The organism is Embleya sp. NBC_00896 (genome assembly GCF_045207785.1).
Classification (GTDB): Bacteria; Actinomycetota; Actinomycetes; order Streptomycetales; family Streptomycetaceae; genus Embleya.
Genome location: NZ_CP108776.1, coordinates 804,264 through 828,937, shown reverse-complemented (window position 1 = coordinate 828,937; position 24,674 = coordinate 804,264). Strand labels below are relative to the sequence as shown.

The 24,674-nt window shown below is 72.6% G+C and carries 30 protein-coding genes and 1 pseudogene; 18 read left to right on the top strand and 13 right to left on the bottom strand.

Annotated elements, in window-relative coordinates; genetic code table 11:
• The first annotated feature begins 155 nt into the window (after positions 1–155).
• From OG928_RS03940 to OG928_RS03930, 3 genes and pseudogenes are all read left to right on the top strand, one after another.
• Positions 156–2,138: a HEAT repeat domain-containing protein gene (locus OG928_RS03940; protein ID WP_406279261.1), complete on the top strand. Its 1,983-nt coding sequence runs from the start codon at positions 156–158 to the stop codon at positions 2,136–2,138.
• 100 nt (positions 2,139–2,238) lie between these two features.
• Positions 2,239–2,900: pseudogene (locus OG928_RS03935) on the top strand (tRNA (adenosine(37)-N6)-threonylcarbamoyltransferase complex transferase subunit TsaD); the annotation flags it as partial.
• Positions 2,858–3,466 carry a GNAT family N-acetyltransferase gene (locus tag OG928_RS03930; RefSeq protein WP_406279258.1) on the top strand — a complete coding sequence of 203 codons (609 nt, stop codon included), beginning with the start codon at positions 2,858–2,860 and terminating at the stop codon, positions 3,464–3,466. The pseudogene OG928_RS03935 and the gene OG928_RS03930, both read left to right, overlap by 43 nt.
• On the opposite strand, the gene OG928_RS03925 is transcribed toward OG928_RS03930, so the two are convergent.
• Positions 3,454–3,693, bottom strand: coding sequence for a hypothetical protein (locus OG928_RS03925; RefSeq protein WP_406279255.1), 240 nt, complete (start codon positions 3,691–3,693; stop codon positions 3,454–3,456). The genes OG928_RS03930 and OG928_RS03925 overlap by 13 nt on opposite strands.
• 75 nt (positions 3,694–3,768) lie before the next feature.
• Between OG928_RS03925 and OG928_RS03920 the strand changes: the two genes are divergently transcribed.
• From OG928_RS03920 to OG928_RS03885, 8 genes are all read left to right on the top strand, one after another.
• Positions 3,769–4,461, top strand: coding sequence for a helix-turn-helix domain-containing protein (locus tag OG928_RS03920; RefSeq protein ID WP_406279252.1), 693 nt, complete (start codon positions 3,769–3,771; stop codon positions 4,459–4,461).
• A gap of 113 nt (positions 4,462–4,574) precedes the next feature.
• Positions 4,575–5,402 (top strand): ATP-binding cassette domain-containing protein, encoded by an 828-nt coding sequence (locus OG928_RS03915; RefSeq protein ID WP_406279249.1) that lies wholly within the window; start codon positions 4,575–4,577, stop codon positions 5,400–5,402.
• Positions 5,402–6,076 carry an ABC transporter gene (locus tag OG928_RS03910; protein WP_406279246.1) on the top strand — a complete coding sequence of 225 codons (675 nt, stop codon included), beginning with the start codon at positions 5,402–5,404 and terminating at the stop codon, positions 6,074–6,076. Before OG928_RS03915 ends, OG928_RS03910 begins: the two co-directional genes overlap by 1 nt.
• 92 nt (positions 6,077–6,168) lie before the next feature.
• A complete protein-coding gene (locus OG928_RS03905; RefSeq protein ID WP_406279243.1) occupies positions 6,169–7,563 on the top strand; it encodes a GMC family oxidoreductase in 1,395 nt (464 codons plus the stop codon).
• Between the two features lie 29 nt (positions 7,564–7,592).
• Positions 7,593–8,210, top strand: a complete 618-nt coding sequence (locus OG928_RS03900) for an HD family hydrolase (RefSeq protein WP_406279240.1) — start codon at positions 7,593–7,595, stop codon at positions 8,208–8,210.
• A gap of 29 nt (positions 8,211–8,239) precedes the next feature.
• Positions 8,240–9,001 carry a nucleotidyltransferase domain-containing protein gene (locus OG928_RS03895; RefSeq protein ID WP_406279238.1) on the top strand — a complete coding sequence of 254 codons (762 nt, stop codon included), beginning with the start codon at positions 8,240–8,242 and terminating at the stop codon, positions 8,999–9,001.
• Positions 9,002–9,110: 109 nt separating this feature from the next.
• A complete protein-coding gene (locus tag OG928_RS03890) occupies positions 9,111–9,905 on the top strand; it encodes an oxidoreductase (RefSeq protein WP_406279235.1) in 795 nt (264 codons plus the stop codon).
• A gap of 111 nt (positions 9,906–10,016) precedes the next feature.
• Positions 10,017–10,610: a DUF1349 domain-containing protein gene (locus tag OG928_RS03885; RefSeq protein WP_406279232.1), complete on the top strand. Its 594-nt coding sequence runs from the start codon at positions 10,017–10,019 to the stop codon at positions 10,608–10,610.
• A gap of 88 nt (positions 10,611–10,698) precedes the next feature.
• On the opposite strand, the gene OG928_RS03880 is transcribed toward OG928_RS03885, so the two are convergent.
• The 3 genes from OG928_RS03880 to OG928_RS03870 all read right to left on the bottom strand — a co-directional run bounded on the left by OG928_RS03880 (position 10,699) and on the right by OG928_RS03870 (position 12,660).
• Positions 10,699–10,911 (bottom strand): hypothetical protein, encoded by a 213-nt coding sequence (locus OG928_RS03880; protein WP_406279229.1) that lies wholly within the window; start codon positions 10,909–10,911, stop codon positions 10,699–10,701.
• Between the two features lie 110 nt (positions 10,912–11,021).
• On the bottom strand, positions 11,022–11,642 hold the full coding sequence (locus OG928_RS03875; protein WP_406279226.1) for a YigZ family protein: 621 nt from the start codon (positions 11,640–11,642) through the stop codon (positions 11,022–11,024).
• Positions 11,643–11,766: 124 nt separating this feature from the next.
• Positions 11,767–12,660, bottom strand: coding sequence for a LysR substrate-binding domain-containing protein (locus tag OG928_RS03870; RefSeq protein ID WP_406279223.1), 894 nt, complete (start codon positions 12,658–12,660; stop codon positions 11,767–11,769).
• 183 nt (positions 12,661–12,843) lie between these two features.
• Between OG928_RS03870 and OG928_RS03865 the strand changes: the two genes are divergently transcribed.
• Both OG928_RS03865 and OG928_RS03860 read left to right on the top strand, forming a co-directional pair.
• Positions 12,844–14,094 (top strand): MFS transporter, encoded by a 1,251-nt coding sequence (locus OG928_RS03865; RefSeq protein WP_406279220.1) that lies wholly within the window; start codon positions 12,844–12,846, stop codon positions 14,092–14,094.
• Positions 14,095–14,265: 171 nt separating this feature from the next.
• The gene (locus tag OG928_RS03860; RefSeq protein WP_406279217.1) at positions 14,266–14,670 is read left to right on the top strand and encodes a VOC family protein; all 405 of its coding nucleotides are present in this window, start codon (positions 14,266–14,268) and stop codon (positions 14,668–14,670) included.
• 4 nt (positions 14,671–14,674) lie between these two features.
• Here the strand turns inward: OG928_RS03860 and OG928_RS03855 are convergent, their stop codons facing one another.
• Complete coding sequence (locus OG928_RS03855; RefSeq protein WP_406279214.1) at positions 14,675–15,391, bottom strand: helix-turn-helix transcriptional regulator; 717 nt, start codon at positions 15,389–15,391, stop codon at positions 14,675–14,677.
• 12 nt (positions 15,392–15,403) lie between these two features.
• Positions 15,404–16,453: an alpha/beta hydrolase gene (locus tag OG928_RS03850; protein ID WP_406279211.1), complete on the bottom strand. Its 1,050-nt coding sequence runs from the start codon at positions 16,451–16,453 to the stop codon at positions 15,404–15,406.
• Positions 16,454–16,807: 354 nt separating this feature from the next.
• Here OG928_RS03850 and OG928_RS03845 point away from each other — a divergent pair, with 354 nt between their 5' ends.
• The gene (locus OG928_RS03845; RefSeq protein ID WP_406279208.1) at positions 16,808–17,686 is read left to right on the top strand and encodes an NAD(P)-dependent oxidoreductase; all 879 of its coding nucleotides are present in this window, start codon (positions 16,808–16,810) and stop codon (positions 17,684–17,686) included.
• Between the two features lie 87 nt (positions 17,687–17,773).
• Here OG928_RS03845 and OG928_RS03840 read toward each other — a convergent pair whose 3' ends face one another.
• The 4 genes from OG928_RS03840 to OG928_RS03825 all read right to left on the bottom strand — a co-directional run bounded on the left by OG928_RS03840 (position 17,774) and on the right by OG928_RS03825 (position 20,072).
• The gene (locus OG928_RS03840) at positions 17,774–18,544 is read right to left on the bottom strand and encodes a TetR family transcriptional regulator (RefSeq protein ID WP_406279205.1); all 771 of its coding nucleotides are present in this window, start codon (positions 18,542–18,544) and stop codon (positions 17,774–17,776) included.
• Positions 18,545–18,555: 11 nt separating this feature from the next.
• Positions 18,556–19,080 (bottom strand): DCC1-like thiol-disulfide oxidoreductase family protein, encoded by a 525-nt coding sequence (locus OG928_RS03835; protein WP_406279202.1) that lies wholly within the window; start codon positions 19,078–19,080, stop codon positions 18,556–18,558.
• A 5-nt stretch (positions 19,081–19,085) separates the two neighbouring features.
• Positions 19,086–19,538: a hypothetical protein gene (locus OG928_RS03830; protein ID WP_406279199.1), complete on the bottom strand. Its 453-nt coding sequence runs from the start codon at positions 19,536–19,538 to the stop codon at positions 19,086–19,088.
• Between the two features lie 81 nt (positions 19,539–19,619).
• Positions 19,620–20,072 carry a hypothetical protein gene (locus OG928_RS03825; protein WP_406279197.1) on the bottom strand — a complete coding sequence of 151 codons (453 nt, stop codon included), beginning with the start codon at positions 20,070–20,072 and terminating at the stop codon, positions 19,620–19,622.
• A gap of 138 nt (positions 20,073–20,210) precedes the next feature.
• Here OG928_RS03825 and OG928_RS03820 point away from each other — a divergent pair, with 138 nt between their 5' ends.
• Together OG928_RS03820 and OG928_RS03815 are read left to right on the top strand one after the other, a co-directional pair.
• Complete coding sequence (locus tag OG928_RS03820; protein WP_406279194.1) at positions 20,211–20,819, top strand: PadR family transcriptional regulator; 609 nt, start codon at positions 20,211–20,213, stop codon at positions 20,817–20,819.
• 303 nt (positions 20,820–21,122) lie between these two features.
• Positions 21,123–21,794 carry an SDR family oxidoreductase gene (locus OG928_RS03815; protein ID WP_406279191.1) on the top strand — a complete coding sequence of 224 codons (672 nt, stop codon included), beginning with the start codon at positions 21,123–21,125 and terminating at the stop codon, positions 21,792–21,794.
• Here the strand turns inward: OG928_RS03815 and OG928_RS03810 are convergent.
• Complete coding sequence (locus OG928_RS03810) at positions 21,778–22,293, bottom strand: GNAT family N-acetyltransferase (protein WP_406279188.1); 516 nt, start codon at positions 22,291–22,293, stop codon at positions 21,778–21,780. The genes OG928_RS03815 and OG928_RS03810 overlap by 17 nt on opposite strands.
• Before the next feature lie 158 nt (positions 22,294–22,451).
• Between OG928_RS03810 and OG928_RS03805 the strand changes: the two genes are divergently transcribed.
• Entirely contained in the window at positions 22,452–22,859 is a 408-nt protein-coding gene (locus OG928_RS03805) for a PPOX class F420-dependent oxidoreductase (protein WP_406279185.1), read from the top strand.
• Here OG928_RS03805 and OG928_RS03800 read toward each other — a convergent pair.
• Complete coding sequence (locus tag OG928_RS03800; RefSeq protein ID WP_406279182.1) at positions 22,849–23,319, bottom strand: GNAT family N-acetyltransferase; 471 nt, start codon at positions 23,317–23,319, stop codon at positions 22,849–22,851. The two genes, OG928_RS03805 and OG928_RS03800, sit on opposite strands and share 11 nt — an antisense overlap.
• Before the next feature lie 205 nt (positions 23,320–23,524).
• Between OG928_RS03800 and OG928_RS03795 the strand changes: the two genes are divergently transcribed.
• Positions 23,525–24,256, top strand: coding sequence for a DedA family protein (locus tag OG928_RS03795; protein ID WP_406279179.1), 732 nt, complete (start codon positions 23,525–23,527; stop codon positions 24,254–24,256).
• 129 nt (positions 24,257–24,385) lie between these two features.
• Here OG928_RS03795 and OG928_RS03790 read toward each other — a convergent pair whose 3' ends face one another.
• Positions 24,386–24,652: a hypothetical protein gene (locus OG928_RS03790; protein ID WP_406279176.1), complete on the bottom strand. Its 267-nt coding sequence runs from the start codon at positions 24,650–24,652 to the stop codon at positions 24,386–24,388.
• Positions 24,653–24,674 lie beyond the last annotated feature (22 nt).

Genomic DNA, 24,674 nt, shown 5'->3' with positions numbered 1-24,674 from the left:
CGAAGGGGTCCCTGACACGTGCTGTCAGGAACTATCGACCGATCCCGGACCCCGTACGGCCCGCGGAGGGCAGCGAAATCGACTTGCGCCCGGGAGCCGGGGTCGAGCACGATCGGCGCCATGACGACACGAGAGGGCGGCGACCGCCCGAGCACGTGAACGGCCCGACGTCGGCGGACGAGCCGAGCGAGACGACGGGCACGACCGGACCGACCGAACCGACCGAATCGACCGAATCGACCGGCCCCACCGGCCCCACCGAACCGACCGAACCGACCGAACCGACCGCGACTCTCGCGTCGAGCGAGATGGTCGACGCCTGGTTGCGCGATGTGGGCACCGACTCGCGAGGCGGCGGTTACGGCGCGTCCCGAAGCGCGATCTTCGACGCCGTAAGGGTCGACCGTGACGGTCCGACGACCCGCCTGCTGAACGCGTACGCGCACTCCCCGGACCCGGACACCCGGCTCGCGGTGCTGCGGTTGTCGAGCGATCTGAGCCCGGGCGACGAGCCCTGGCCGGCGATGGTCGAGCTCGCCGAGAACCGGTTGGACGACCCCGACGAACGGGTACGGCGCGCCGCGGCCGGACTGCTCGCGGCGGCCGACCCGGAACGGCTCATGCGCACGGCGGCCGCGCCGCCCGCCGACCCGGTGGCCGGGCTCGCCGTCGTCGAGGCCGCGCTGGCCCTGGGGGCCAGGGACCGGATGGCCGGGCAACACGCCCTCGCCCGGCGGCTGTTCGACCGGCACCCCGATCCGGCCGTACGCCTGCGCGCGGCACTGGAGGTGCTGCGGCTGGGCGAACCGCACGAGTGGCCGGCGGCGGAGCGCGCGATCCTGGCCGACCTGGATGCCGCCGACCGCCTGGGCGGCGCGGGCTCGCGGGTCGCCTGGAACGCGGGCGAGTTGCTCGGGCACGCGTTCCGCCGCCGGCGGTGCGAGGCGGACTGCCACGCGTGGGTCGAGCGGTTGACCGCCGAGCCCCGGCCGATCGCGGTGCGCGTGGGCGTCGAGCTGGCCCGGAGCGCCATGCGAACCTGGCGGGCCGCGCCGACCCGGCTGACGCCGACCCTCGTCCGGGCCCTCGCGCACCCGGATCACGCCGTACGCCGGGCGGCCGCACAGGCGATCGCGGCATCGCGCACGGCCTCCCGGGCGGCCGCCGATCCGCTCGCCGAGCTGCTGACCGACCCCGACCTGGGCGACATCGCCGCCGAGGGACTCGCCCGCGTCGGTGACACCCGCGCGCTCCCGCGGGCCCGAGCGCTGCTGCGGTCGGCCGCGACCGGGGGCGAACTCCTCTGGGCCGTCTCCGACTTCGCCGCGGACCCCGGGCAACCGCTGCTCGACGACGCGCGGGCCCGCATCCGCCGGCACGACACCTCCTCCTGCCCGGGGGCGGACCACCGGCGCGGCTGCTCGTTGCAGGCGGCCCTGTTCGGGATGCACCCGGCCGGCCCGGCGGCGGCGCCGGCGGTGCCCGAGCTGATCGCGGCCCTCGCGGACGTCGCCATCTCCGCCGGCCACGCGCGGATGCGGGGGTTGCTCGCCGGCGTCCTCGGCGCCATCGGCCCGGCCGCACGGGCGGCGCTTCCCCTGCTCGAAGGGCTCGATCCGCAGGACGACGGCCGCCGGGACGCCGACGTCGTGCCGCTCGCGCTGATCAAGATCACCGGCGACCGGCATCGCGCGGAGGCCAGGCTCGACGCCCTGGAGCCCACCGTGCGCAATGTCCACCGAAGGGTGGCGCTGCTGGACTGGCTGGTGGACAACGGCGGGCTCGCCCCGCGCCACTCCCGGTTGTTGTGGGCCATGTTCGAGGGCCCCCGATCGCCGTACCCCCGCGTCCTCGACACGCTGTGGCGGCACGCGGGCGAGGCCGCCGCACCCGCCGTCCTGGCACACCTTCCGCAGTATCTGGACGACAACGCCTACGGCCCCGTCTGCAACCGCGTGCTGAGCGAACTGGGCGCCCTGGCGGCTCCCGCGCTGCCCGCCCTCGACGGCCTGCTCGCCCTGGACGAGCGGCCACCCATGGACACCGGAAGCTTCGACGGCGACATGCGCGCCGACGAACGCCTGGTCGAACTCGCGACCGCCACCCGGGCGACGATCCGCCGAGCCCTGGAGACATGACCTTGTTGCAAGTGACTCGCAATTGCGTGTGCTGAGCAAATAGGCTTGCCCCATGAACGCCTCGCCAGTCGTCCTCGGCATCGAATCGTCCTGCGACGAGACCGGCGTCGGCCTGGTCCGCGACCTCGCGCGTGACCCGATCACCCACCTGGGCGACACCCTCGACGACGCGGCGGGGGAGTGCTTCGACAAGGTCGCCCGGGTGTTCGGCCTGCCCTACCCGGGTGAGCCGGCCATCGACCGGGCCGCCCGGGACGGCGACCCGCGCGCCGTGGCCTTCCCGCGCGGCCTGACCGGGCCGCGCGGGGACCCCTACGCGTTCTCCTTCTCCGGCCTGAAGTCCGCCGCCGCCCGCTGGGCCGAGAAGACCCGCGCCGGCGGCGGCCCGCTGCCGGTCGCGGACGGCGCCGCGTCCCTCCAGGAGGCGGTGGCCGACGTGCTCACCCGCAAGGCCGTCGCCGCCTGCGTCGCGCACGGCGTCGAAACCCTGGTCGTGGTCGGCGGCGTCGCGGCCAACTCCCGCGTCCGCGCCCTGGCCGCGGAGCGCTGCGCCGCCGCCGGCATCACGCTCCGGGTACCGCCGCCGGGCCTGTGCACCGACAACGGGGCGATGATCGCGGCGATCGGCGATCGGCGATCGGCGACCTGCTGATCCGCTCCGGCGCCGAGCCGGCGCCCCTCCATCTGTCCGTCGATCCTTCCGCGCCCTTGGAGTACGCATGCCTGCACCCCGTCGCGACGCCCTTGCGAGCGACCGGCTGACCGCCCACGTCCACCGGGTCACCGGCGCCGAACTCGCGGAGTACGTAGACGGCATCCGTGCCGTCTACGCCGAGGCCTTCGCCGAACCGCCGTGGAACGAGGGCCCGGAGGAGGCCGCCGGGTTTGTGCGCCGACTCGCGGACGACGCGCGCCGGCCGGGCTTCGTCGGCGCCGTCGCCACGGCCGCGGACACCGGCGAGGTACTCGGCTTCTCGACCGCGTGGCTCATCGGGACACCGTTGCCCACCGGCGGCTTGTACGGGCGGGTGGCCGAGGCGCTCGGTCCCGACCGGGTCGCGGCGTGGCTGTGCGGCGCCCTGAAAGTCGACGAGCTGGCGGTCGCGGGCGCCGCGCGCGGCTCCGGTGCCGCTGCCGCGCTGCTGGCCGCGGTCACGGCGGACGCCCCGGACGGCCGGTGCTGGCTGATCACGTCCCCGCGCGCCGAAGCGGCGCTGCGCTTCTACGCCCGCCAGGGGTGGCGGCGGGTCACGACGGCGGAGCAGGACGCTCCGGCGGTACTGCTCGCCCCGGGCCATCCGGCGCCGGACGCGCCTCAGGGCGCGTAGCGCAGCAGCCAGTCGTTGTCGGGGTCGCGGCCGAACTCGGGGTCGTTGGGCGGGTCGGCCGGCCGCTCCTCGACCTGGTCCGCCGGTGCGACGCGCTCCGGCAGCTTGCCCCAGCGCTCGGCGCGGGCGGTCTGCTCCCCGGTCGTCGCGGGAGTGTCCGCCGATGCCCGCGCGGTCTCGTCATCGACCCGCGGGTGTTCGCCCGCACGCTCACGTTCGATGTCCATGTGTACCGTCCTCGTCCAGGCCGCGCACGATGATGCCTCAACGGTACCGCCGGCGCCCGGGACGATACTGGGGTCGTGTACTTCGAACGTCGATCCCGGACAGCCCCGCTGATCGTGTGGACCCGCACGGCCGAATCGGGTGGCTTCGGTCGGGTGCTGCCCGACGGCTGCATGGACCTGATCTGGTCCGGCGGCGAGCTGATCGTGGCCGGCCCCGACACCGGCGCGCACGTCGTGGTGGACGAGCCCGGCGCGCGCTACGCGGCGCTGCGCTGCGACCCCGGGACCGGGCCGACCCTGTTCGGTGTGCCCGCCGACGAGCTGCGCGACCGGCGGGTGCGGCTGGCCGACCTGTGGGCCGAGTCGGAGGTGGGGATCCTCACCGAACGCGTCGCCGCCGCAGCCGACCCGGCCGCGTGCCTGGAGGAGCTGGCCGCCGCCCGGATGCGCGCCGCCGACCCCGACCCGTTCGCCACCACCGTGGTCGCCGCGTTGCGCGCCGGCGCCGACGTCGCGTCCGTCGCGCACGCCGTCAACCTGAGCGAGCGCCAGTTCCGCCGCCGTTCCCGCGCCGCGTTCGGCTACGGCCCCAAGACCCTGGCCCGCGTCCTACGCCTGGACCACGCCCTCACCCTGGCCCGCGACGGCCTCCCACCCGCCGGTGTGGCCGCCTCGGCCGGCTATGCCGACCAGTCCCACCTCTCCCGCGACGTCAAGGCCCTGACGGGCGTGCCCCTGGGCGCCCTGATCACCGCCGCCGCCGCGTAGCCGCACGGCAGGTGCCGGCGGCGATCGAGGCCGTTCCGCAACGCCGGCACCCGCGTGGGGGATCGGCTTCTGCCGTAAGGTCTGCTGCCGAAGTCCAGTGCGAGGGGGCAGCGGTGCGGCTGGCGGGTGTCGGAAAGCGGTACGGGGTGCGTGGTGCCTGGGTGCTGCGGGGCGTGGACCTGCACCTGCCGCGAGGCGGGCTCGTGCGCGTCGAGGGGGAGAACGGAAGCGGCAAGTCCACCCTCCTGCGCGTCGTCGCCGGAGTCTGCGAGCCCACCACCGGGCGCGTCACCGACCGGGGGTCGGCCGCCTACGTTCCCGAGCGGTTCCCGCCCGACCTGCCGATGACGGCGCTCCGTTACCTCACCCACCTGGGCCGGCTGCACGGGCTGACCGGCCGCGAGAGCGCCAAGCGCGCCAAGGCCTGGGCCGAGCGGCTCGACTTCGGCGACAAGGTGCGTGAGCCACTGCGCGGGCTGTCCAAGGGCACGTGTCAAAAGGTCGCGCTCGCCCAGGCGTTCATGGCCGAGCCCGATCTGCTCGTGCTGGACGAGGCGTGGACCGGACTCGACGCCGGCTCGCGGCGCGTGCTCGACGGCTGCGTCGTCGACCGGGTCGAATCGGGCGCCACCGTCGTCTTCGTCGACCACGGCCCCGGACACCTCGCCGACGAGGTCACCGACACCTACCGGGTCGAGGACGGAGCCGTCGCCCCGGCCGTCCCCGCCGTGAACGCCACCCGCGTGGTCATCGACATCGAGACCGGGCCCCGCCCCCTGCTCGACCGCCTCCCGGGCAGCCCCGTCCGCGAAGAGGGCCGACCGGGCGTGCTGCGCCTGCACAGCACCACCGCGCACTCCGACGCGCTGCTGCGCCACCTGCTCACGGCCGTGCCCGGAGTCAGCGTGCGCGCGGTCCACCGGGAAGGGGACGGCGCCTGATGTCGGCCGTCCTGCGCTACCAGGCCGCCCTGGTGCTGCGCTCCCACCGATGGGTCCCGCCCGTCCTGCTGTACGCCGTGATCATGGCCATCGGCGTCGGCGGCAACGAGCCCCTGCTCGGCTCGTTCGGGTGGGCCACCGCCGCGATCATGCCGATCGCGGTCTGGCTCACCCGCGTCTGTGTCACCGTCGAGCCCGCGGCGGCCCGGCAGACCACCTCGGCCGCCGTCGGACCCGGCCGCGCGCACTTCGCCGCCCTGTTGCTCGCGCTCGTCCTCGCCTGCGTCCTCGCCGCCGTGTGCACCGGCGCGCTCGCCCTCTCCACCGACCGGATCGCCGACCACGCGACGCACGGTGTGGCCAAGGGCGAGGCCGTCGCCGCCGGCGCGGTGGCCCAACTGGTCACCATCCTGGCCGGCGTGGCGATCGGCGCGCTGAGCAACCGCCCGGTGCTGCGCCGCCCGGCGTACTCCGTGGCCCTCGCGGCGCTGGCCACCCTGGCCGTCCTGATCACCAAGGGCAGCCCCGCCGCGAAGGTCCTGGAACTGCTGACCGACGCCGCCAGGCACGACGCGGTCGATCTGCCGACCACGCAACTCGCCATCGTCGCAGCGGTGTTCGTGGTCGCGGTCGCGGCGGCCTGCCGGGTCGCGGCCAAGGTCGACCACGACTGATCCGGGGGCCGATGCCCACACCCTTCCTTGCGGGCCCATCATGGCCATGATAGCTATGACGGGTCGTCAGGTTCCGTACGGAAGTGGGCAGCGTGCGCAGTTTCGAGGTCATCGTCGTCGGGGCCGGTTCGGCCGGATGTGTCGTGGCCGCGCGAATGTCGGAGCGGCACGACGTGCTGCTGCTCGAAGCCGGGCCCGCCGCGCTGCCGGAGGAACTGCGCCGGTTGTCCCGGCCGATCCGGGCGCCGTACGACTGGGGCGACACGGTCGACTCGGACTGCCGCGAGCTCAAGTACGCGCGCGGCCGCGTGGTCGGCGGCTCGTCCGCGACCAACGGCGCCGTGGCGCTGCGGCCCGAGCCCGAGGACTTCGACACCTGGCCGACCGGGTGGACCTGGGACGACATGCTGCCGCGGCTGAACCGGATCGAGCACGACCTCGACTTCGGCGGCCGGCCCTATCACGGCACCGGCGGGCCGATCCCGATCACCCGGCACGCGCGCGCCGACTGGGCGCCGATCCAGGCCGCGTTCGCGACCGGTTGCACGGCGGTCGGGATCCCGTACTGCCCCGACCACAACGCGCCGATATCCACCGGCGTCGGCGCGATCCCGATGAACCGACAGGGCCGGATCCGGGTCTCCAACGCCGCCGCCTACCTGGCCGGCGCGTGCGACCGGGTGACCGTACGGCCGGACACGCACGTCGCCCGCGTCCTGCTCGACCACGGCCGCGCGGTCGGCGTCGAACTCGCCGACGGGACACACCTGCGAGCCGGCCGGGTGATCCTGACCGCCGGCGTCGTACAGACCCCGCTGCTGCTCGCGCGCTCCGGCCTGGCGCAGGAGAACCCGCACGTGGGACGGCATCTGACGGACCATCCGGTGGTCTCCTTCGTGACCGGCGTCGACCCCGCCACCGTCCCGGACGACGCGCCCACGCTCCAGGTCATCGCCAAGACCACCGCCCGCCGCCGGCACGACCTGCAACTGACCCCGGTCGCCCGCCGCAACGCCGACGGCACGCGCGACCTCGAGATCAGTGTCAGCCTGCAACTCCCGCACGGCGCCGGTACCGTCACGGCCACCGGCCCCGACCCGAGCGCGCCCGCCCGGATCACCTGGCCGTTCCTGGCCATGCCCGAGAACGTGTCCCGGATGCGCGCGGGCTGGCGCCTCGCGGCCCGGGTGGCCGGCGAGAGCGGCATCCTGCTCGACCGGCGCGACGTGGACCGCGCCGCGGGGATGTCCGACGCCGACGTGGACGACCTGATCCGCCGTACGCACTACGCCTTCTACCACGGCGTCGGCACGTGTCGGATGGCCGAGGATCCGGCCGAGGGCGTGGTCGATCCCACCGGGGCCGTCTTCGGCGTGGAGCGATTGCATATCGTGGACGCGTCCGTGATCCCGACCGTCCCGCGTTCGAACACCCATCTGCTGGTGACCGCCCTCGCGGAACGGTGGTGCGATCTGGACGCCGCCTGACCGTTCGACGTTCGACCGAGGAGCCCCCCTTGTCCGGTGTCCCGCTGTTCCCGCCGACCGACCCGCGCCTGGCCGCCCAGATCGGCTTCGTCATGGAAATCGACCGGCTCAAGGGCGTGGTCCGGCGCAACCTGATCGCGGACGCCTCGCGCCGGGAGAACACCGCCGAGCACTCGTGGCACCTCGCCATGGTCGCCGTCACGCTCTCCGAGCACGCCTCGACCGACGTCGACGTCGCCCGCGTGACCCGGATGCTGCTGATCCACGACCTGGTCGAGATCGACGCGGGCGACACGTTCTACTACGACTCGGTCGCCGAGGTGGACCAGGGCGAGCGCGAACAAAAGGGCGCCGAGCGGATCTTCGGCCTCCTCCCGATCGAGCAGGGCGGCGAACTGCGAGCGCTGTGGGAGGAGTTCGAGGCCCGCGAGACCCCGGACGCGCGGTTCGCCAAGGCCGTCGACCGCTTCCACCCGTGCCTGCTCAACTTCCACACCGAGGGCGGTACATGGCGCGAGTACGACCTCACTCTGAGCGAGGTGCTGGCCAAGCAGGGCAGCACGATCGAGGACGGCTCGCCCACGCTGTGGGCGTACACCAAGGAGCTCCTCGCCGAGGCCGTCGAGCGCGGATATCTGCGTCCCTGACCACCCCGCATCGTCGTAACCTGCTCCCCATGGCCAGCGACGCGTCCTTCACCACCCATGTCGGCGAGCGGCTCGCGGCACTGCCCGGGGTCACGGCCGTGGCCCTGGGCGGATCGCGCGCGCAGGGAACCCACCGCCCGGACAGCGACTGGGACTTCGCCGTGTACTACGGCGCCGGCTTCACCCCCGACGTGGTCCGCGCGCTCGGCTGGCCGGGCGAGGTCTCGGAGTTCGGCGGGTGGGGCGGCGGGGTGTTCAACGGCGGCGCGTGGCTGACCGTGGACGGCCGCCCGGTCGACCTGCACTACCGCGAACTCGCGGATGTACAAAGGCGGTTGGCCCAAGCCCGGGAGGGCCGGTTCGAGGTGGAACGGCTGATGTTCCACCTCGCGGGCGTGCCGACCTACCTCGTGGTCGCCGAACTCGCGGTCAACCGCGTCCTGTTCGGCGACCTGCCACGGCCCTCCTACCCCGACGCGCTGCGCCGCACCGCGCACGCGCGCTGGGCCGGCGACGCGCGGACGACCCTCGCGTACGCGGGCAGGGCACACGCGGCGCGCGGCCACGTCACCGACGTCGCGGGCGCGATCGGCCGCGCCGCGTGCGAGGCCGCGCACGCGGTCTTGGCCGGCCGCGGCGAATGGGTGACCAACGAGAAGACCCTGCTCGACCGCGCCGACCTGCGCGGCATCGACGCGATCACCGCGCGCCTGGACCCGGCCGCGCTGCCCGCCGCGATCGCCGAGGCCGGCGCGCTGCTGGACAAGGCGCTGGCCGCGCATTCCCGGTGACCCGGTGGCCCGGTGGTCCGAATACCGAGGGGCGGGGGCGATCCGGGCCGCCAAACGCGATGGCAGATTTCCGCCAGACGTGACCTATCCGCGTCGCAATGATTGAGCCATGAACTTGAACCTGAAGAACAAGGTCGTCGTGGTCACCGGCGGCAGCAAGGGCATCGGCCTCTCGATCGTCCGCGGCTTCGCGGAGGAGGGCGCCCGCGTCGTGGCCGGCAGCCGTACCGTCTCCGGTGAACTGGCGGCACTGCGCGATGAGTTCGACGTCATTCCGGTCGCCGTCGACCTGTCCCACCCGGACGGCCCGGCCGAGCTGGTACAGGCGGCGATCGACGCGCACGGCGGCGTGGACATCCTGATCAACAACGTCGGGGCCGGTGCGCCGACGCCCTCGATCCTCGGGGTCGAGGACGCCGAGTGGCAGCACATCTTCGACATCAACCTGTTCAGCGCCGTGCGGGCGACCCGCGCCGCGATGCCGTCCATCGTCACCCGCGGTGGCGGCGCGGTCGTCACCGTCAGCTCGCTGAACAGCCACCTCCCGTCCGCGTCCCTGGTGCACTACTCGGCTTCGAAGGCCGCCCTGAGCTCGTACTCGAAGGCGCTCGCCGAGGAGTTCGGCCCGCAGGGCGTCCGGGTCAACACCGTCTCGCCCGGCCCGGTCCGGACGCCGATGTGGACCGCCCCGGGCGCGTTCGCCGACATGATGGCAGCGGGGGCGGGCACCACCGCGCAGGTGTTCATGGACGAGGTCCTGCCGCAGGCGATGGGCGTGACCACGGGCCGCGTCTCGGAGCCGGAGGAGGTCGCCGACATCGTGCTCTTCCTGGCCTCCGAGCGGGCGGGGAACACCATGGGCGTGGACTACATCGTCGACGGTGGCATGCACAAGTCGATCTGACCCACTCGGTGCCCGGGCGCCGGAACCCCGGCGCCCGGGCACCGGAAACTCCATGTTCCGGACCCCGGAAACTCCAAGATCGTTCCGGTCGACATCCGTTACTGTCCCCGAATGGATGCCAAGGCTGTGAACTGGGACGACGCACGCTGGCTCAACCCGCCGACCGCGGCCGAGCGGGACGGTGCCGCGCTCGTGGTGACCCCGGTGGCCGGGGCCGACTTCTGGCGGCAGACCTCGTACGGCTTCACCCGCGACACCGGAAGCGCGCTGCTGTCCGAGCTGCCGCTCGGCGCCGCGGTCGAGGTGACCTTCGAGGCCGACTTCGACACGCTCTACGATCAGGCCGGCGTCTTCGTCCGGGTGGACGAGCGGACCTGGGTCAAGGCCGGCGTCGAGGTCACCGACGGCGAACTGCACGTCGGGGCCGTCGTCACGCACGGCGTCTCCGACTGGTCGATCGCGCCCGTACCCGAGTGGGCGGGCACGCCGATCACGGTCCGGGTCAGCCGGGCCGGCGACGCGCTCACGATCCGCGCGCGCTCGGCCGACGGTCCCTGGCGGACCATCCGGCTCGCACCGCTGTCCCCGGACGCGCCGGCTGCGGCCGGACCCTTCTGCTGCTCGCCGGAACGCGAGGGTATGCGCGTGCGTTTCACGCGCTTCGTCGTCGGACCCGCCGACGCGGGGCTACACGAGAACCCCTGAGCACACGAACAGCCCGAGACACCCCGAGACGCCCGGAGACCCTCCGGGCAGCCCAAAACCCCCGGTCACCCGAGGCCCGGCATCCCGCTTAGGCACCGTCCGCCGGCGGGACGGTCACGCCGTACTCGCGCGCGGCGTGCAGGGCGTCCTCCAACTCGTCGATCGCGGGTGACAAGGCGTTCGTATCATGCGTGTCGCTCGCCTCGGACAGTACCGAACGGGCCCGAATCACCCGTTCACGCACGGCCTGGGCGAAGTCCGCCTGGTCGAACGCCGACTGCTCGTCGAACCCAGCCGTCATCACTCCTCATTTCCAGCAGCCCCGTACCAAGCGCGTACACCTTTCTCTTGGTGTTCCGACATGGGGCGCACTTCAACCGGCCTGGGCGCGTACCGGCGTGAGAAAAGTCGTCAGGAGGCGTCCACCTCGACGAATGTGCGCCCCGTTTCGCGGGCGGTGGCCCGGCCGCCGGTCAGATCGGTCAGGCGTGCGGTGAAGCGGTCACGGTCCGGCTCCGGTACGCACACGTCGATCGCGACCTCGGCGCCGTAACGGATGTCGCGAACCTCGTGGCCGAGCCCGCGCAGGTCGTTCTCCAGGCGGCCGGCGTGCGCGTGGTCGACGTCGACGGTCAGCACCAGCATCGGCCGCAGCTCGACCACGCCGACCGCGTCGACGGCCTCGGTCACGGCCGAACCGTACGCGCGGATCAGGCCGCCGGCGCCGAGCATGATGCCGCCGAAGTAGCGGGTGACCACCGCGACCGTCTCGGTCAGCTCGCGGCGCCGGAGCACCTGGAGCATCGGCGCGCCCGCCGTCCCGGACGGTTCGCCGTCGTCGTAGCCCTTCTCCTGCCCGCCCGCGATCCACGCGGAGCAGTTGTGCCGCGCCGACGCGTGCAACATGCGGCGCCGGGCCACGAACGCCTGCGCCTCGGCGTCGCCGGACACCCGCGCGAGCGCGCACAGGAAGCGCGAACGCCGAACCTCGATCTCGACCTCCCCCTCAGACTTGATGGTGAGCAGGGGCATGACGAGGTCCTTCGGCACGAAGACGGCTGACGCCCCCACGCTACCGGCGCCCCGCGAGAGCACTCGGCAGCGGCGTGGGCGGCGCCGCGTCGACGGTGGTGAGCGGTGAGCGGTGGGTGATGGGTCAGGTCGAGACGGGCACGCGACCCGACGCGTCCGCGAAGGAGCGCAGCAGGTTCGTCTCGTCGCCGGTCCGCCATGCGAGCGTGACCGCCGACTCGGTCAGGCCCACGACCGGCACGAACGCGACGTCGGGGCGGCCGTTGTAGGCCGCGAACTGCGAGCAGAAGAGCAGTACGCCCTGATCGGCCGCGACGTGCGACAGCGCCTCCTGGAGCGTGGACGCGCCCGGCCCGCGCGGGATCGGCCGGCCGCCAGGGGTGGTGGTCGGCGACTGGAGTTCGCGCCACGACGCGGGAGCGGGCCCCGCGATGTCCACGAAGGCGCAGTCGGCGAGGTCCTCGGCGTCGACCAGCGCGCGCCGCGCGAACGGGTGCCGCAGCGAGACGCCGAGCACGAGCGGGTCGGACGCGATCAGCGCGCCGGTGCTCAGCTTGGCGTCGGCGACCGGCAGGGTCACGAATGCCGCGTCGAGCTCGCCGCGCAGCACCGGCCCGAACGGGTCGGAGAGCCGCATCTCGACCAGCTCGGCCCGCGCGTGCGGGTGCCGCTCGCGGAAGTCGGCGACCAGGTCGAGCAGGGTTCCGTAGGGTGTGCCGACGAACCCGACCCGCAACACGCCCTCGACACCGCGCGCTCGGGCGCGGGCCCGGTCCACGGCGCCGGTGACGTCGTCGTAGGCCGGTCGCACCTCGGCCAGGAACAGCTCGCCCTGCGGGGTCAGCCGGACCAGCCGGCTGTTGCGCTCGAACAGGCGTGTGCCGATCCGGGTCTCCAACTGGCGCAGCAGTTGGCTGACCCGGGCCTGTGAGGTGAAGAGCCGGGTCGCGGTGCGGGTGAAGTGCAGTTCCTCGCTCAGCACGACGAAGCACTCCAGCTCGCGGAACTCCAAGCTCATGCGAACTCCAGGCTCATGCGAACTCCAAGCTCATGTTCGGTCTCCTCCACGACTCACGGATCCCCGGCAGGCCGCCGACGTCCGCACTCGGATGACCCCTGACCTGCAAGCATAAGCAAGGCTTGTGCTCGCATGCGATCTTCGCCGTTGTTCGGCACCCGGCGTGTGTCCAGGGTTGAGGGCATGTCCAACGCAGCCGTCGAAGCCGGATCGTTCGCTTCGCCCGCCCCCGGCCCCCCTTCCGATGCCACGTCCGCCTCCGCTCCCAAGGCTCCCGAAACCGCCACGTTCCGGTCGTGGCTCGCCGTCACCGCCGTCGCCGTCGGCACGTTCGCGGTGGTCACCACCGAGATGTTGCCGGTCGGCCTGCTGACCCCGATCTCGCACGGCCTGAACGTGTCCGACGGCACCACCGGGCTCGCGCTCACCCTGGCCGCGGTCGTCGCGGGGTTCGCGGCGCCGACCGTGATCGTGGCCGCCGGACGGGTCGACCGGCGGATCGTGCTCGCCGCGATGATGGTCGTCCTGCTGCTCGCCAACACGATCAGCGCGTTCGCGCAGAACTTCGCGATGCTGTTGGTCGCGCGGGTCCTCGTGGGCGCCAGCATCGGCGGCTTCTGGGCGATCGGCGCGAGCCTGGCGGTCCGGCTCGTGCCGGCGCATTCGGTGGGCCGGGCCACCGCGTTGATCTTCGGCGGGGTCTCGGTGGCCTCGGTCGCCGGCGTGCCCACCGGCACGATGATCGGTGAACTCGCGGGCTGGCGCGTCGCGTTCGCCACGATGGCCGGGCTCAGCGCGGCCGTGCTCGTCGCCCTCCTCGTGTTGCTCCCGCCGCTGCCCGCCGAACGGGCCGTGCGGCTGGGCGAGATACCCGCGCTGCTGCGCCGGGGCACCGTGCTCGCCGGCACGGCGGGCCTGATCCTGGTGATCGCCGGGCACTTCGGCGCGTACACCTACATCCGGCCGATCCTGGAAGGCGTCGGCGACCTGGGCCCGGGCCCGATCGGCGGGCTGCTGCTCGGGTACGGCGTGGCCGGGATCGTCGGAAACTTCGTGGTCGGCTCGTACGCGGGCCGCAGCCCGCACGGCACGCTCGCCGTGGCGGCCGGGCTGCTCGCGGTGGCGGTGTTCGGCCTCGCACTGGCCGGCGCGTGGACGCCGGGCACGGCGGTGGCGATGCTCGCGTGGGGGCTGGCGTACGGCGCCGTGCCGGTCGCGTTGCAGGCGTGGATGCTGCGTTCGGCCCCGGACTCGCCGGAGGCGGGGTCGGCGGTGTTCGTGACCGGGTTCCAGGTCGCGATCTCGCTCGGCTCGCTGCTCGGCGGCGTCGCGGTGGACGCGGTCGCGACGTCGAGCGTCCTGTGGTTCGGCGGCATCCTGGCCGCCGCCACCACCGTGCTCGCCGTGGTCGCGGGACGCCGGGCTCGGGCCTGAACCCCGAGCCGAACTCCGATCTGAACCCGGTCTGAACCCCGAGCCGAACTCCGACCTGAACCCCGACCTGAATTTCGAGCGGAACTCCGAGCCGGACCCGGGCTCGAATCGGACCCGAACGCGTCCGATTCGTTCAAGACCAGGGCGTCGCCCGGTGTCTAGTTTGGTGGCATGACTCCACGTTTCCACTTCATCGGGCTCGGCGTCGCCGACATGGCCGCGTCGCTCGCCTTCTACCGGGCGCTCGGCCTGGACATCCCGGCCGAGGCCGACACGCAGCCGCACGTCGAGGTGCAATTGCCGGCCGGGCCGCTGCTCGTCTTCGACTCGATCGAGACGATCCGTTCGTTCGATCCCGACTGGACCGCGCCGACCGGGAGCCACCGCGCCAGCCTGGCCTTCGCGTGCGCGGACCCGGCCGAGGTCGACAAGGTGTACACAGCCCTGGTCGCGGCGGGCCACACCGGCCACATGCAGCCGTGGGACGCGTTCTGGGGCCAGCGCTACGCGGTCGTCCTCGACCCCGACGGCAACGGCGTGGACCTGCTGGCCCCACTGCCGGGCGCCGGCGCCTGACCGCCTACCGCGACCCGCTGAGCGACCGGAGGGACTCCGCGTGGCGGGCGCGGCCGGCCAGGTCGTGGTCGAGGCGGGAGATGGCGTGGTCCGGAGCCGGTTCGTCGCGGAGTTCGGCGGCGCGGATGCGGTCCAGACGGAAGCCGCGGCCGGCGCGTCGGGTGCGGCACCAGCCGATCAGGTACCACGAGCCCTCGGCGGCCAGCAGGCCGCCCGGTTCGACCTCGCGTTCGCTCTCCCGGCCGGCCGCGTCGGCGTAGCGGATCCACACCACCCGCCGTTGCGCCACCGCCTGTTCGACGGCGGCGAGGACGTGCGGCACGGTCCGCGAGGGCAGCACGTGGATCCGGTCGGTGAGGGCGCGGACCTCCTCGATCGCGGACTCGCCGAGCGCGGCGGCCAGTTTGCGCATCGCGCCGCGGCCGGCGGCGGAGAACGGGGTGGCGTTCTCCGCGCCGGCCAGGGCCGCGGCGACCGCGAGCGCCTCGGGCGCGGTGAGGTTGATCGGGGGAAGGGTGGCGTTGCGGTCGATGAACCAGCCGCCGTGCCGGCCGGCCTCGGCGCGCACGGGCACCCCGGTCGCCATCAGCGCCTGAAGATCGCGCTGCACGGTGCGTCGCGACACCGCGAACCTGGTCGCCAGCCAGTCCACCGTGCGCGGCCGGGGCGCGATCGCGCGCAGCTCGTCGACCAGCGCGTAGAGGCGTTCGGTGCGGTTCATGGCCGGGTCAGGTTAGCCCAGGGCGCGGCGGACGAAGGCGTCCTGCTCCGCCGATTCGCGCCGGGCCAGGGCCGTCGGGGCGAGCGTGAAGCCGTGCCAACCCTCCGCCGCCACCACCAGCTCCGCGGCGTTCCCGGCCGCGCGCCAGCGGGCCGCCATGAAGAGCGTGTCGTCGAGCACCGGGTCGGCGGTGCCCACGGTGAAGCGGGCCGGCGGCAGGTCGCGCAGATCGCCGTACAACGGGGAGATGTCCGGGTCCAGCCGGTCGGCCGGAGTCCGACCCGGGAACACCTGGTCGCGGAACCACTTCAGGATCGGGGCGTTGATCAGCAGGTTGCGCTCGCCCGCGTGCCGGGCGCTGGGTGTTCCGTACGCCAAGTCGTAGCTCCCGAAGGAGAGTTGCGCGCCGCGGAAGGCCGCGGCGGGGGAGAGACCCTGCCGGTCGCGCAGCCGCAGCAGGGTGGTCACGGTCAGCCGGGCACCCGCCGATTCCCCGCCGATCACCAGGCGTTCGGTGCCGAACTCGGCCCCGGCGTGCGCCAGCAACCAGAGCGCCGCCTGCTCGGCGTCGTCGGTGCCGGCGGGATAGGGGTTCTCGGGGGCGAGCCGGTACTCGACGCTGACCACGGCGGCGTTGGCGTTCGCCGCCAGGTCGCGCAGGCGGGCGTCCTGGCCGTCGGCGGATCCGATCACGCCGCCACCGCCGTGGAAGTGCAGGAACACCCCGTCCGGCTGCCGCCCGTCCGGCGGGGTGAACACGCGGAGCGGGAGTCGGCTGCCGTTCGCCGTGGTGACGGTGCGCCAACTGCCCTCCGGGAGCTGTACGGCGGCCGGGAAGCCACCGCCGCCCGAGCGGCGAAAGGCTCGGGCGGCCGGGGCGTCGTTCTCTACGTGCAGCGGGACCTGAGCGTCCAGCAGCTCTTCCAGCCGGTCGTTGGCGGCGCGGGTCTCGGCCAGCTCGACCGGGTCGAGGCCGGTGGTGGCGATGGAAATGACGCCGGTGGTGGGGGCGGTGGAGTCGGTGGGGGTGATGGGGGCGGTGGTGTGTGGTGCGGTGGTCATGGGGAGACGATCGCGCCGTCGCGCGACACCGTGGTGTCACCGTTTTGTCGTGACCCCGGTCACGTCACCACCGCCGGCCGGCGGGCCACCACGCACTGGGCGTACGCGCGGCAACTGGCGCGCAGCCGGCCGGCCGTGACGGGCGGATCACCTGTTCGCACGGTGACCGTTTGACACTGTCGGGCCCACCGATGGGCCTCGAACGGACCCACTGGCTCGAAGAACCGCAGACCCCCCGGGCTTCGGCCGGCCGGCCCGTCGAGATCTTCTGGATAGATCGTTCGTTCTAGTGATGTGCTAGCTTCTGCTCTGATCACTGGATAGATCGTTCGTTCTACTGCACGGGAGTTCTTCGTGAGCAAGCAATCGGTGACCGTTGTCGGCCTCGGGCCCATGGGGCGGGCGATGGTGGAGGCGTTTCTGGATCGGGGGCATCCGGTGACCGTCTGGAACAGGACCGCAAGCAAGGCCGCCGGCCTGGTGGCCAAGGGTGCCGTGCAGGTCGCCACGATCGAGGAGGCGCTGGCTGCCAACGAGCTGGTGGTGCTGAGCCTGACGGACTACGACGCGATGTACGCGATCCTCGAACCGGCTTCGGCGGCGCTGGCCGGGCGGGTGCTGGTCAACCTCAGTTCGGACACCCCCGCCAAGGCCCGCGCGGCGGCCGAGTGGGCGACCGCCCGGGGTGCGCGGCACCTCACCGGTGGGGTCCAGGTGCCGCCCTCGGGCATCGGGAAGCCGGATTCCTCGACGTACTACAGCGGCCCGAAGGACGTCTTCGAGGCACATCGGGAGACCTTGACGGTCCTCACCGGCACCGACTATCGCGGCGCCGACCCGGGTCTGGCGGCGCTGTACTACCAGATCCAGATGGACATGTTCTGGACCGCGATGCTCAGTTGGCTGCACGCGCTGGCGGTGGCCGACGCGAACGGCATCTCCGCCGAGGAGTTCCTGCCGTACGCCACGGCGACGATGGAGTCCATCCCGGGCTTCCTCGGGTTCTACACACCGCGGATCGACGCGGGCGCGCACCCCGGCGACGTCGACAGGCTCGCGATGGGGGTGGCGAGCGTCGAACACGTCCTGCACACCACCGAGGACGCCGGCATCGACCCGGCGCTGCCCGCCGCGGTCCTGGAGATCTTCCGGCGCGGCGTCGCGGCCGGGTACGGCGGGGACAGCTTCACCCGCCTGACCGAGCTCTTCCGCGGGACGACGGTGACGGTGTAGTCGTCGCCAACCGGGGGCGGGCCGCGACGTGGAACGACATCGCGGTCCGCCCGGGTGTTCCGAGCGCCCGGCGCCGTATCTCGGGCGTCACCTGACCGTGGGGACCACGAAGTCCTCCAGCAGGCCCACCGCGTCCCGGACGAGTGGGCGGAAGGCCCGGTAGCGGGACAACCGCACCACCTTCACCACCAGCGGCGTGCACCGACGGACGAACGCGCGCGTGCGCTCGGTGTCCTCGGTCCGGTCGAACACCCAATAGAGCACCACGCCCATCAGGTGCAGCCACAGCAGGTCGGGCAGCAGTTCGGCGAGTTCGGCGTCCAGTTTCGGACCCAGCTCCGAGCCTTGGAGCACGTCTCGGAAGATCTGCACGGCCGCCGCCCGGGCCGGGTGGGACTCGTCGGAGAACGGGCTGAGCGGGCTGTCCGGATCGGCCGCCGTGCCGAAGAACTGCGCGGCGAACTCGTGGTACGGCGCGGCGCAGTCCACCCACGACGACATCGCGATGTCCAGCCGCCGGGCGAAGTCCGGCACTCCGCGCATCCGGGCTGCGGCCTCGGCCGCGTGCTCGTGTGTCATCCGGTCGTAGAAGCCGGTGATCAGCGCGGCTTTCGAGTCGAAGTAGTAGTAGGCGTTCCCGACGGAGACCCCGGCCTCGGACGCGATCGCGCGCATCGTCGTCTTGTCGTACCCGCGCTCCCGGAACAGCCGCATCGCCGTCTCCAGGATCAGCGCGCGGGTCTGCTCGCTCTTGCCGGGCCGACCGGACTTGCCGCCCTTGTCGAGTCTCGCGCTCGCGTCGGGCTTGTCGGTCGTGCCGGCCGGGGTCGTCTCGTCGGTGCCTTCCACGTGCTCCACGGGAGGCAAGGTTAGTGCTCGATCTCGCACTGTTCGTCGCACGCTACGACGGTCCATCCCTCGTGGAAGGGATCGTCGGCCGGCAGGGCCCGCAGGGCCGGCTCCGGCTCCTGGCGGGTGACCGTTCGGATCCGGGCCGCGGCCAACACCGCGGCGCGGGCCAGCGGCATCCCGGCCGGGGTGCCCAGTCGGAAGGCCAGCTTGCGGTAGGTGCGCAGGGCCCACAGCACGGTGACCCACGCGGCGGCCCCCGTCCACACCTCCCCGCTCCCGCCCACGACGGTGATCTCGCGCACGGTCGCGGCGTGATCGAGGTGGGGGTAGCGGTTGCGGGCCCGCGGCGAACCGGCCGGGATCAGGTCGACGGCGATCAGTGTGGGCTGACCGGCGATCCAGCCGGAGAGCGCCCGACACAGCGGGCAGTCCGGGTCGGACAGGATGGTGATCCGGCGGACCGGGGGGAGCGTGGCGGGGGTGTCGCGCCGGGCCGTCCCCTCCGATCGGCCCGGCGCGATGTTCCCCTTCGGGAAGGCCATCGGGGTCAGACTCCGGGAGCCGGCTGGGTCATGCCCTGCGGACGGATCGGCGGGCCGTAGTCCTGGCCCGACAACTCGCGGGCCCGCTGCGGCCGGGGGCCGCCCCGCTCGTCCTCGAAGCCGCGCCGGCGGATCCGGTTCAGCACGTAGACGTTGATCAGGTGCAGTAGGCCCAGGATCAGCAGCACCGTGCCGAGCTTGATGGACAGCGCCTCGAACGAGCTGCGGGCGTCCTCGACGGTCTTGCCGACCTTGAGGTAGAGCGCGACGAACCCGAGGTTGACGAGGTAGAAGCCGACCACCAGGAGGTGGTTGACGGCGGCGGCGAGTTCCTCGCGCCCGTGCAGGACGTCCTTGAGGAAGACCTGCCCGTTCCGGCTCAGCGTGCGGGCCACCCACACGGTGAGGCCGATGCTGATGACCAGATAGATGGCATAGGTGACAACGGTCATATCCATTGACCGGCTCCTTTTTGAACGTGTTCAACTGGCCGACAGTCCGGACTGTAGACCTGTTTTTGAACACGTTCAAGTTCGCCGTCAGGAGGTGCGGGTCGGGTCGTCGACGGTGGTGGTGCCGCCTTCGCGGTGGGCGCGCTTGGCGTCCTCGACGAACTCGCGGCTGAACATCGCGGACAGGATCGCGACGCCGCCGCGGTGCACGCGGATCTCGCCGCTGTCGATGTGGCCGAGGAGGCGGACGACGCGGCCCTCGCCGGCGGCGGGGCGGGCGCTGTCCTTGACCTTGCCGCGGCCGGTCCAGCGCAGCTCGTCGTGCTCGACGACCGCGTCGTCGGGGACGAGCAGCTTGAGCAGGGCGTGGTCCAGATCGACGCGGATCTCGATGTCGCCCTCGTCGATGTGCGGCGAGCGCAGGTCGAGGACGGTGTTGGCGCGACGCTCGCGGATCTCGAACGAGGTCGCGGTGGTCCAGTGGCCGAGGCGCTTGGTGGTGGTGTGGTCGGCGTGGATGCGGACCGGAGTGGTGGTCATCGAAATGTTCCTTTCGGGGGTCTTCGCGAGGTCTCCTTTCGGGCTTCGCTGCCGATGAATGAATAGTGACATCATCACTAGTGTCTTGGCAACTAGTTCAAAGGGAGTTAGTCGTCGGGCCTCTAGTACATTGGGGCCATGACGCCGACATTCCGCAGGTCACCGCTCGCGCTCGCGCTCCTGGGCCTGCTCTACCGCGACCCGATGCACCCGTACGCGATCCAGCAGCGGATCAAGCAATGGGGCAAGGACAAGGTCGTCAACGTGGGCCAGCGGGCCTCGCTCTACAAGACGATCAACCGGCTGCGCGAGGCCGGGCTGGTGACGGTGCGCGAGACCGAGCGCGATCAGCAGTACCCGGAACGGACGGTGTACGAGATCACCGACGCCGGCCGGGCGGCCTGCCACGCGTGGATGGCGGAGATGCTCGGTACGCCGCGCAACGAGTTCCCCGAGTTCCCGGCCGCGCTGTCCTTCCTCGCGCTGATCACCCCCGAGACCACCCGCGAGCTGCTGGAGCGGCGTCGGGACCGGCTCGCGGCCGATCTGGCCGCGCTGGAGGCCGACGCGGCGAACACGGCCGGCTTCGAGCTGCCGCGGGTCGTGATGCTGGAGGACGAATACCTGCGCGCGATCACCGGTGCGGAGCTGCGTTGGGTCGACTCGGTGCTGACCGACCTGCGCACGGGTCGGCTCACCTGGAGCCAGGACTCGCTCGCGGCGTTCGCCGAGTCGATGGCGGACTGACCGGCCGCGAGCACGAGGTGATGTGCGCCGCGATCCGGCCGTCGGTTGTGGACCACGTCCCGACGGGCATACGGGCATGTTCGACACCGTCCGCAAGCTGTTCGCGGACACCGACGCGGCGCGTGAACGCGGGTACACCGCGAGCCGGTTCTCGTGCAACGTGGCGGGGGCGACGGCCCGCTACCCGGCGCGGTGACCGCCGACCCGTCTCCCCGGTGAGCGCGCGGCCGATCAGTGGAACCTGTTCGTGTCGTGGGGCGCCGCCGGGCGCCTGTCCCGGTTCGTGACCTTACGGTCGGATACATGCGTATTGTCATCGCGGGTGGACACGGAAAGATCGCACTTCGGCTGGAGCGGTTGCTCGTCGAGCGCGGACATACGGTCGTCGGGCTCATTCGCAACCCCGACCACGCGAACGAGCTGCGGGCCGCCGGTGCCGAACCGGTGCTGTGCGACCTGGAGCGGGCACCGGTCGAGGAGGTCGTCGAGCTGCTGGCCGGCGTGGACGCGGTGGTGTTCGCGGCGGGCGCGGGCCCGGACAGCAGCCGCGAGCGGACGATGACCGTCGACTACGGCGGTGCGGTCCTGATGGCGGACGCGGCCGAGGACGCCGGCGTACGGCGCTACGTGATCGTGTCCGCGATGGGCGCCTCGACCCATCCGCCGGCCGACACCGACCCGGACTTCGCGCTGTACCTCAAGGCCAAGGGCGAGGCGGACGAGGACCTGGCCTCGCGCGGCGCGCTCGACCTGACCATCCTGCGGCCCGGCCGGCTCACCGACGGCCCGGGCACCGGCCTGATCGCGCTGTCCGAGAGCGAGGGCCGCGGCGCGATCCGCCGCGACGACGTCGCCGCCGTGCTGGCCGAGCTGGTCACCGAGCCCGGCACGATCGGGCTGACCCTGGAGGTGGTCGGCGGCGACGTCCCGGTCGCCGAGGCCGTCGGATACGCCGCCGCTAGGACCCGCGCGTGAGGTCGAGCGCCATCAGCACGTCGTCGACGTAGCGGCCGGCCAACAGGAACTCGCCCTCCAGGACGCCCTCGATCCGATAGCCGCAGGACAGGTACAGCGCCCGCGCGGGCGCGTTGCCGCCGAGCACCCGCAGGGTGATCCGGCGGGCGCCGCGCCGGCGTGCCATGGCCTCGGCCGCCGCCATCAGCGCCCGGCCGACCCGGCGGCCCTGATGGTCGGGGTGCACGGCGAGCCCGTTGAGGATCTGCACGTGCGCGTTGGACGCGCACAGCGTCGAGCCCTCCAGCACCACGAAACCGATCACGAGGTCGCCGTCGTGCGCCACGAGCGTGTTCCGCACGTGCCCGGCGTCTCGGAAGAAGACCTTGTCGGGGGCCCATCGTGGGACCGGAGTGGCGGTGGGGGACCACGTGAGGCGGTCTATCTCGGCCAGCGGCTCCTCGTCGGCCTCGATGGCGGGGCGGACCCGGACGCCGGCTTCCTCCGATGTGAGCGACATCCGATCATCGTCGCACCCACCGCGATACGCCGGGCAGTCCGGGACCCGATGACCCGTGGGCTCACCCCCACAAGCGCCGTGCCCGCGCCGTGCGCACGCTCCCAGGACCCGGCTGCTCGCCGAACGAAGCCGTGCGGAGAGGTTCTAGACTCGCGGGCATGACGGCGCCCCATGCTCGCTCGGACCTGGACCGGCTCGCGGCCGGATCGTATGTCCTGCTCACGACGTTCCGGCGGGACGGGCGCGCGGTGGGCACCCCCGTGTGGGTGGTCCGCGACGGGGACGCGCTGGGGGTGTGGACGGCGCGCGACTCCGGCAAGGTGAAGCGGATCCGCAACAGCGGCCGGGTCACCGTCGCCGAATGCGACGCGCGCGGCAAGGTGCGCGGCGAAGCGGTGGACGGCCACGCCGAGCTGCTCGACGCGGCCGCCACCGATCGTTACCGCGACCTGATCAGGCGCAAGTTCGGCGTGCTGGGCCGGGTCACCCTGTTCGGCAGCCGGCTGCGCCGCGGCGTCGCGGGCACGGTCGGCATCCGGGTCGAGCTGACGACCGTCAGACCTTGAGCTTGAATCCCACGTGCGAGTCGACGAAGCCGAGCCGGCGGTAGAAGCGGTGGGCGCTCTCCCGCTCACCGTTCGAGGTCAACTGGACCAATGTCGCGCCGCGCTCGCGGGCCCGCTTGATGGACCACTCCATGAGCACCGTGCCGAGGCCGTCGTTGCGTTCGGAGGCGGCGATCCGCACCGCCTCGACGAGGGCCCGGGTGGTGCCCCGCTGGGACAGGCCCGGGACGATCGTCAGCTGGAGCGTCCCGACCACCTTCGTCGCGCCGGTCGCCGGGTCGGGGCGGGTGAGTACGACCAGCTCCTGGTTCGGATCGGCCCGCAACCGCTCGTACGCCTCGAGGTAGGGGGTCAGGTCCTCCAGCGAGTCCCGTCCGGATCCGAGCTTGTCGTCGATGAGCAGCCCTACGATCGCGGTGATGTCGTCCTGCTCCGCCGGCCGAATTTCGATGTCGTTCATATGCCCAACCTAGAGGCCGGTCCGGGCCGACCATCCGTGCGGTATTACCGATGGCGCCGGAATGGCCGGAACCCGGATGACTTACAGCACGTCCGTACGGCCAGGGGAGTAGGCGGGAATTCGGTCGCGCGCAGGATCCGTTGTCACCTTTGAGGGCGGATGCTGGTCAAGCCACATGGCAAGCGGCCTAACGGGGAGGTTCCACGTGGATGCCGTGCACGATTGGGTGGAGCGGCTGGGTGACCTACCACCCATGTACGCGTATGTCGCCATCGCCCTGGTCGCGGTGATCGAGACCGGGCTGCTTCTTGGCGTCTTCGCGCCCGCCGAGCCGGTGCTGTTGCTCGGCGGCCTGCTCACCGCGACCGGGCACCTGGCGCTGATTCCGGTGCTGATCATCGCGACGACGGCCGCGGTCGTCGGCGACACGCTCGGCTACCTCTCGGGCAGACATCGCAGCGAACGCATAAGGACCGGGCGACTGGGTCGCAAGGTCGGCGAGAAGCGCTGGGAGCGGGCCGAGGAGATGTTCACGCGCGGGCGCGGGGCCGGCGGCGTGACCGTGATGCTGGGCCGCTGGGTCGCGTTCGCGCGGACCCTGTTGCCGCGGCTCGCGGGTGCGGCGGGCATGCCCTACCGGCGGTTCGCGCCGTGGAACGCGGTCGGCATCCTCGTGTGGGTGCCGGGCTCGATCATGCTGGGCCGGCTCGCGGGCAGCGCGTACCCGTCGGCGGCGAGCGTTCCCGGGTGGATAGGGGCCGCGATCGTCGCGATCGGCATCATCGCCGGCATCGTCACCTATGTCCGCCGGCGCAGGCGCCGCAAGGCGGACGAGAGCGCGTCGGCGTTCGGGGATCCCGCGGCCGAGGTGCGGGTGAAGGAGCGTCTCGATCTCGCGGGCGCGACCGCGGCGGTCCGTGAGGACAGCGCCGCCTGACCGATTCCGATCGTCGTAGGACACATGCCGCCGCGGGCGGCTTTTCGCATGTGCGGGGGGCGGGGTCGGCCCGGCCCGGCCCCCTTTGTCATGGTGCTCGTCGGGTCGGCGATTTCATGGCGCCGGGCGTCATGCCGTCGGGCCGCCGGAGGATCCGCGGTGATCGGCACGCAGCGCGGCGTCGCCGTGCTTGGCCACGTGCTCGTCGAGCGCGGTCAGCGCGCGGGTGACCTCCTCGTGCGAGCCGCCGGCGCGCTGCTCGTTCCAGTAGGCGCTGCCGAGACGCTTGAGCAGAGCGGACGCCTCGCGACCGACCTGGACCTCCTCGACCTTGTGCTTGCCGGTGTTCATGGTGTCTTCGGCCATCTTCTTGGCCTTGTCGAGGAAGCCGCTCATCGCGCCGTTCTCCATTCCGGGT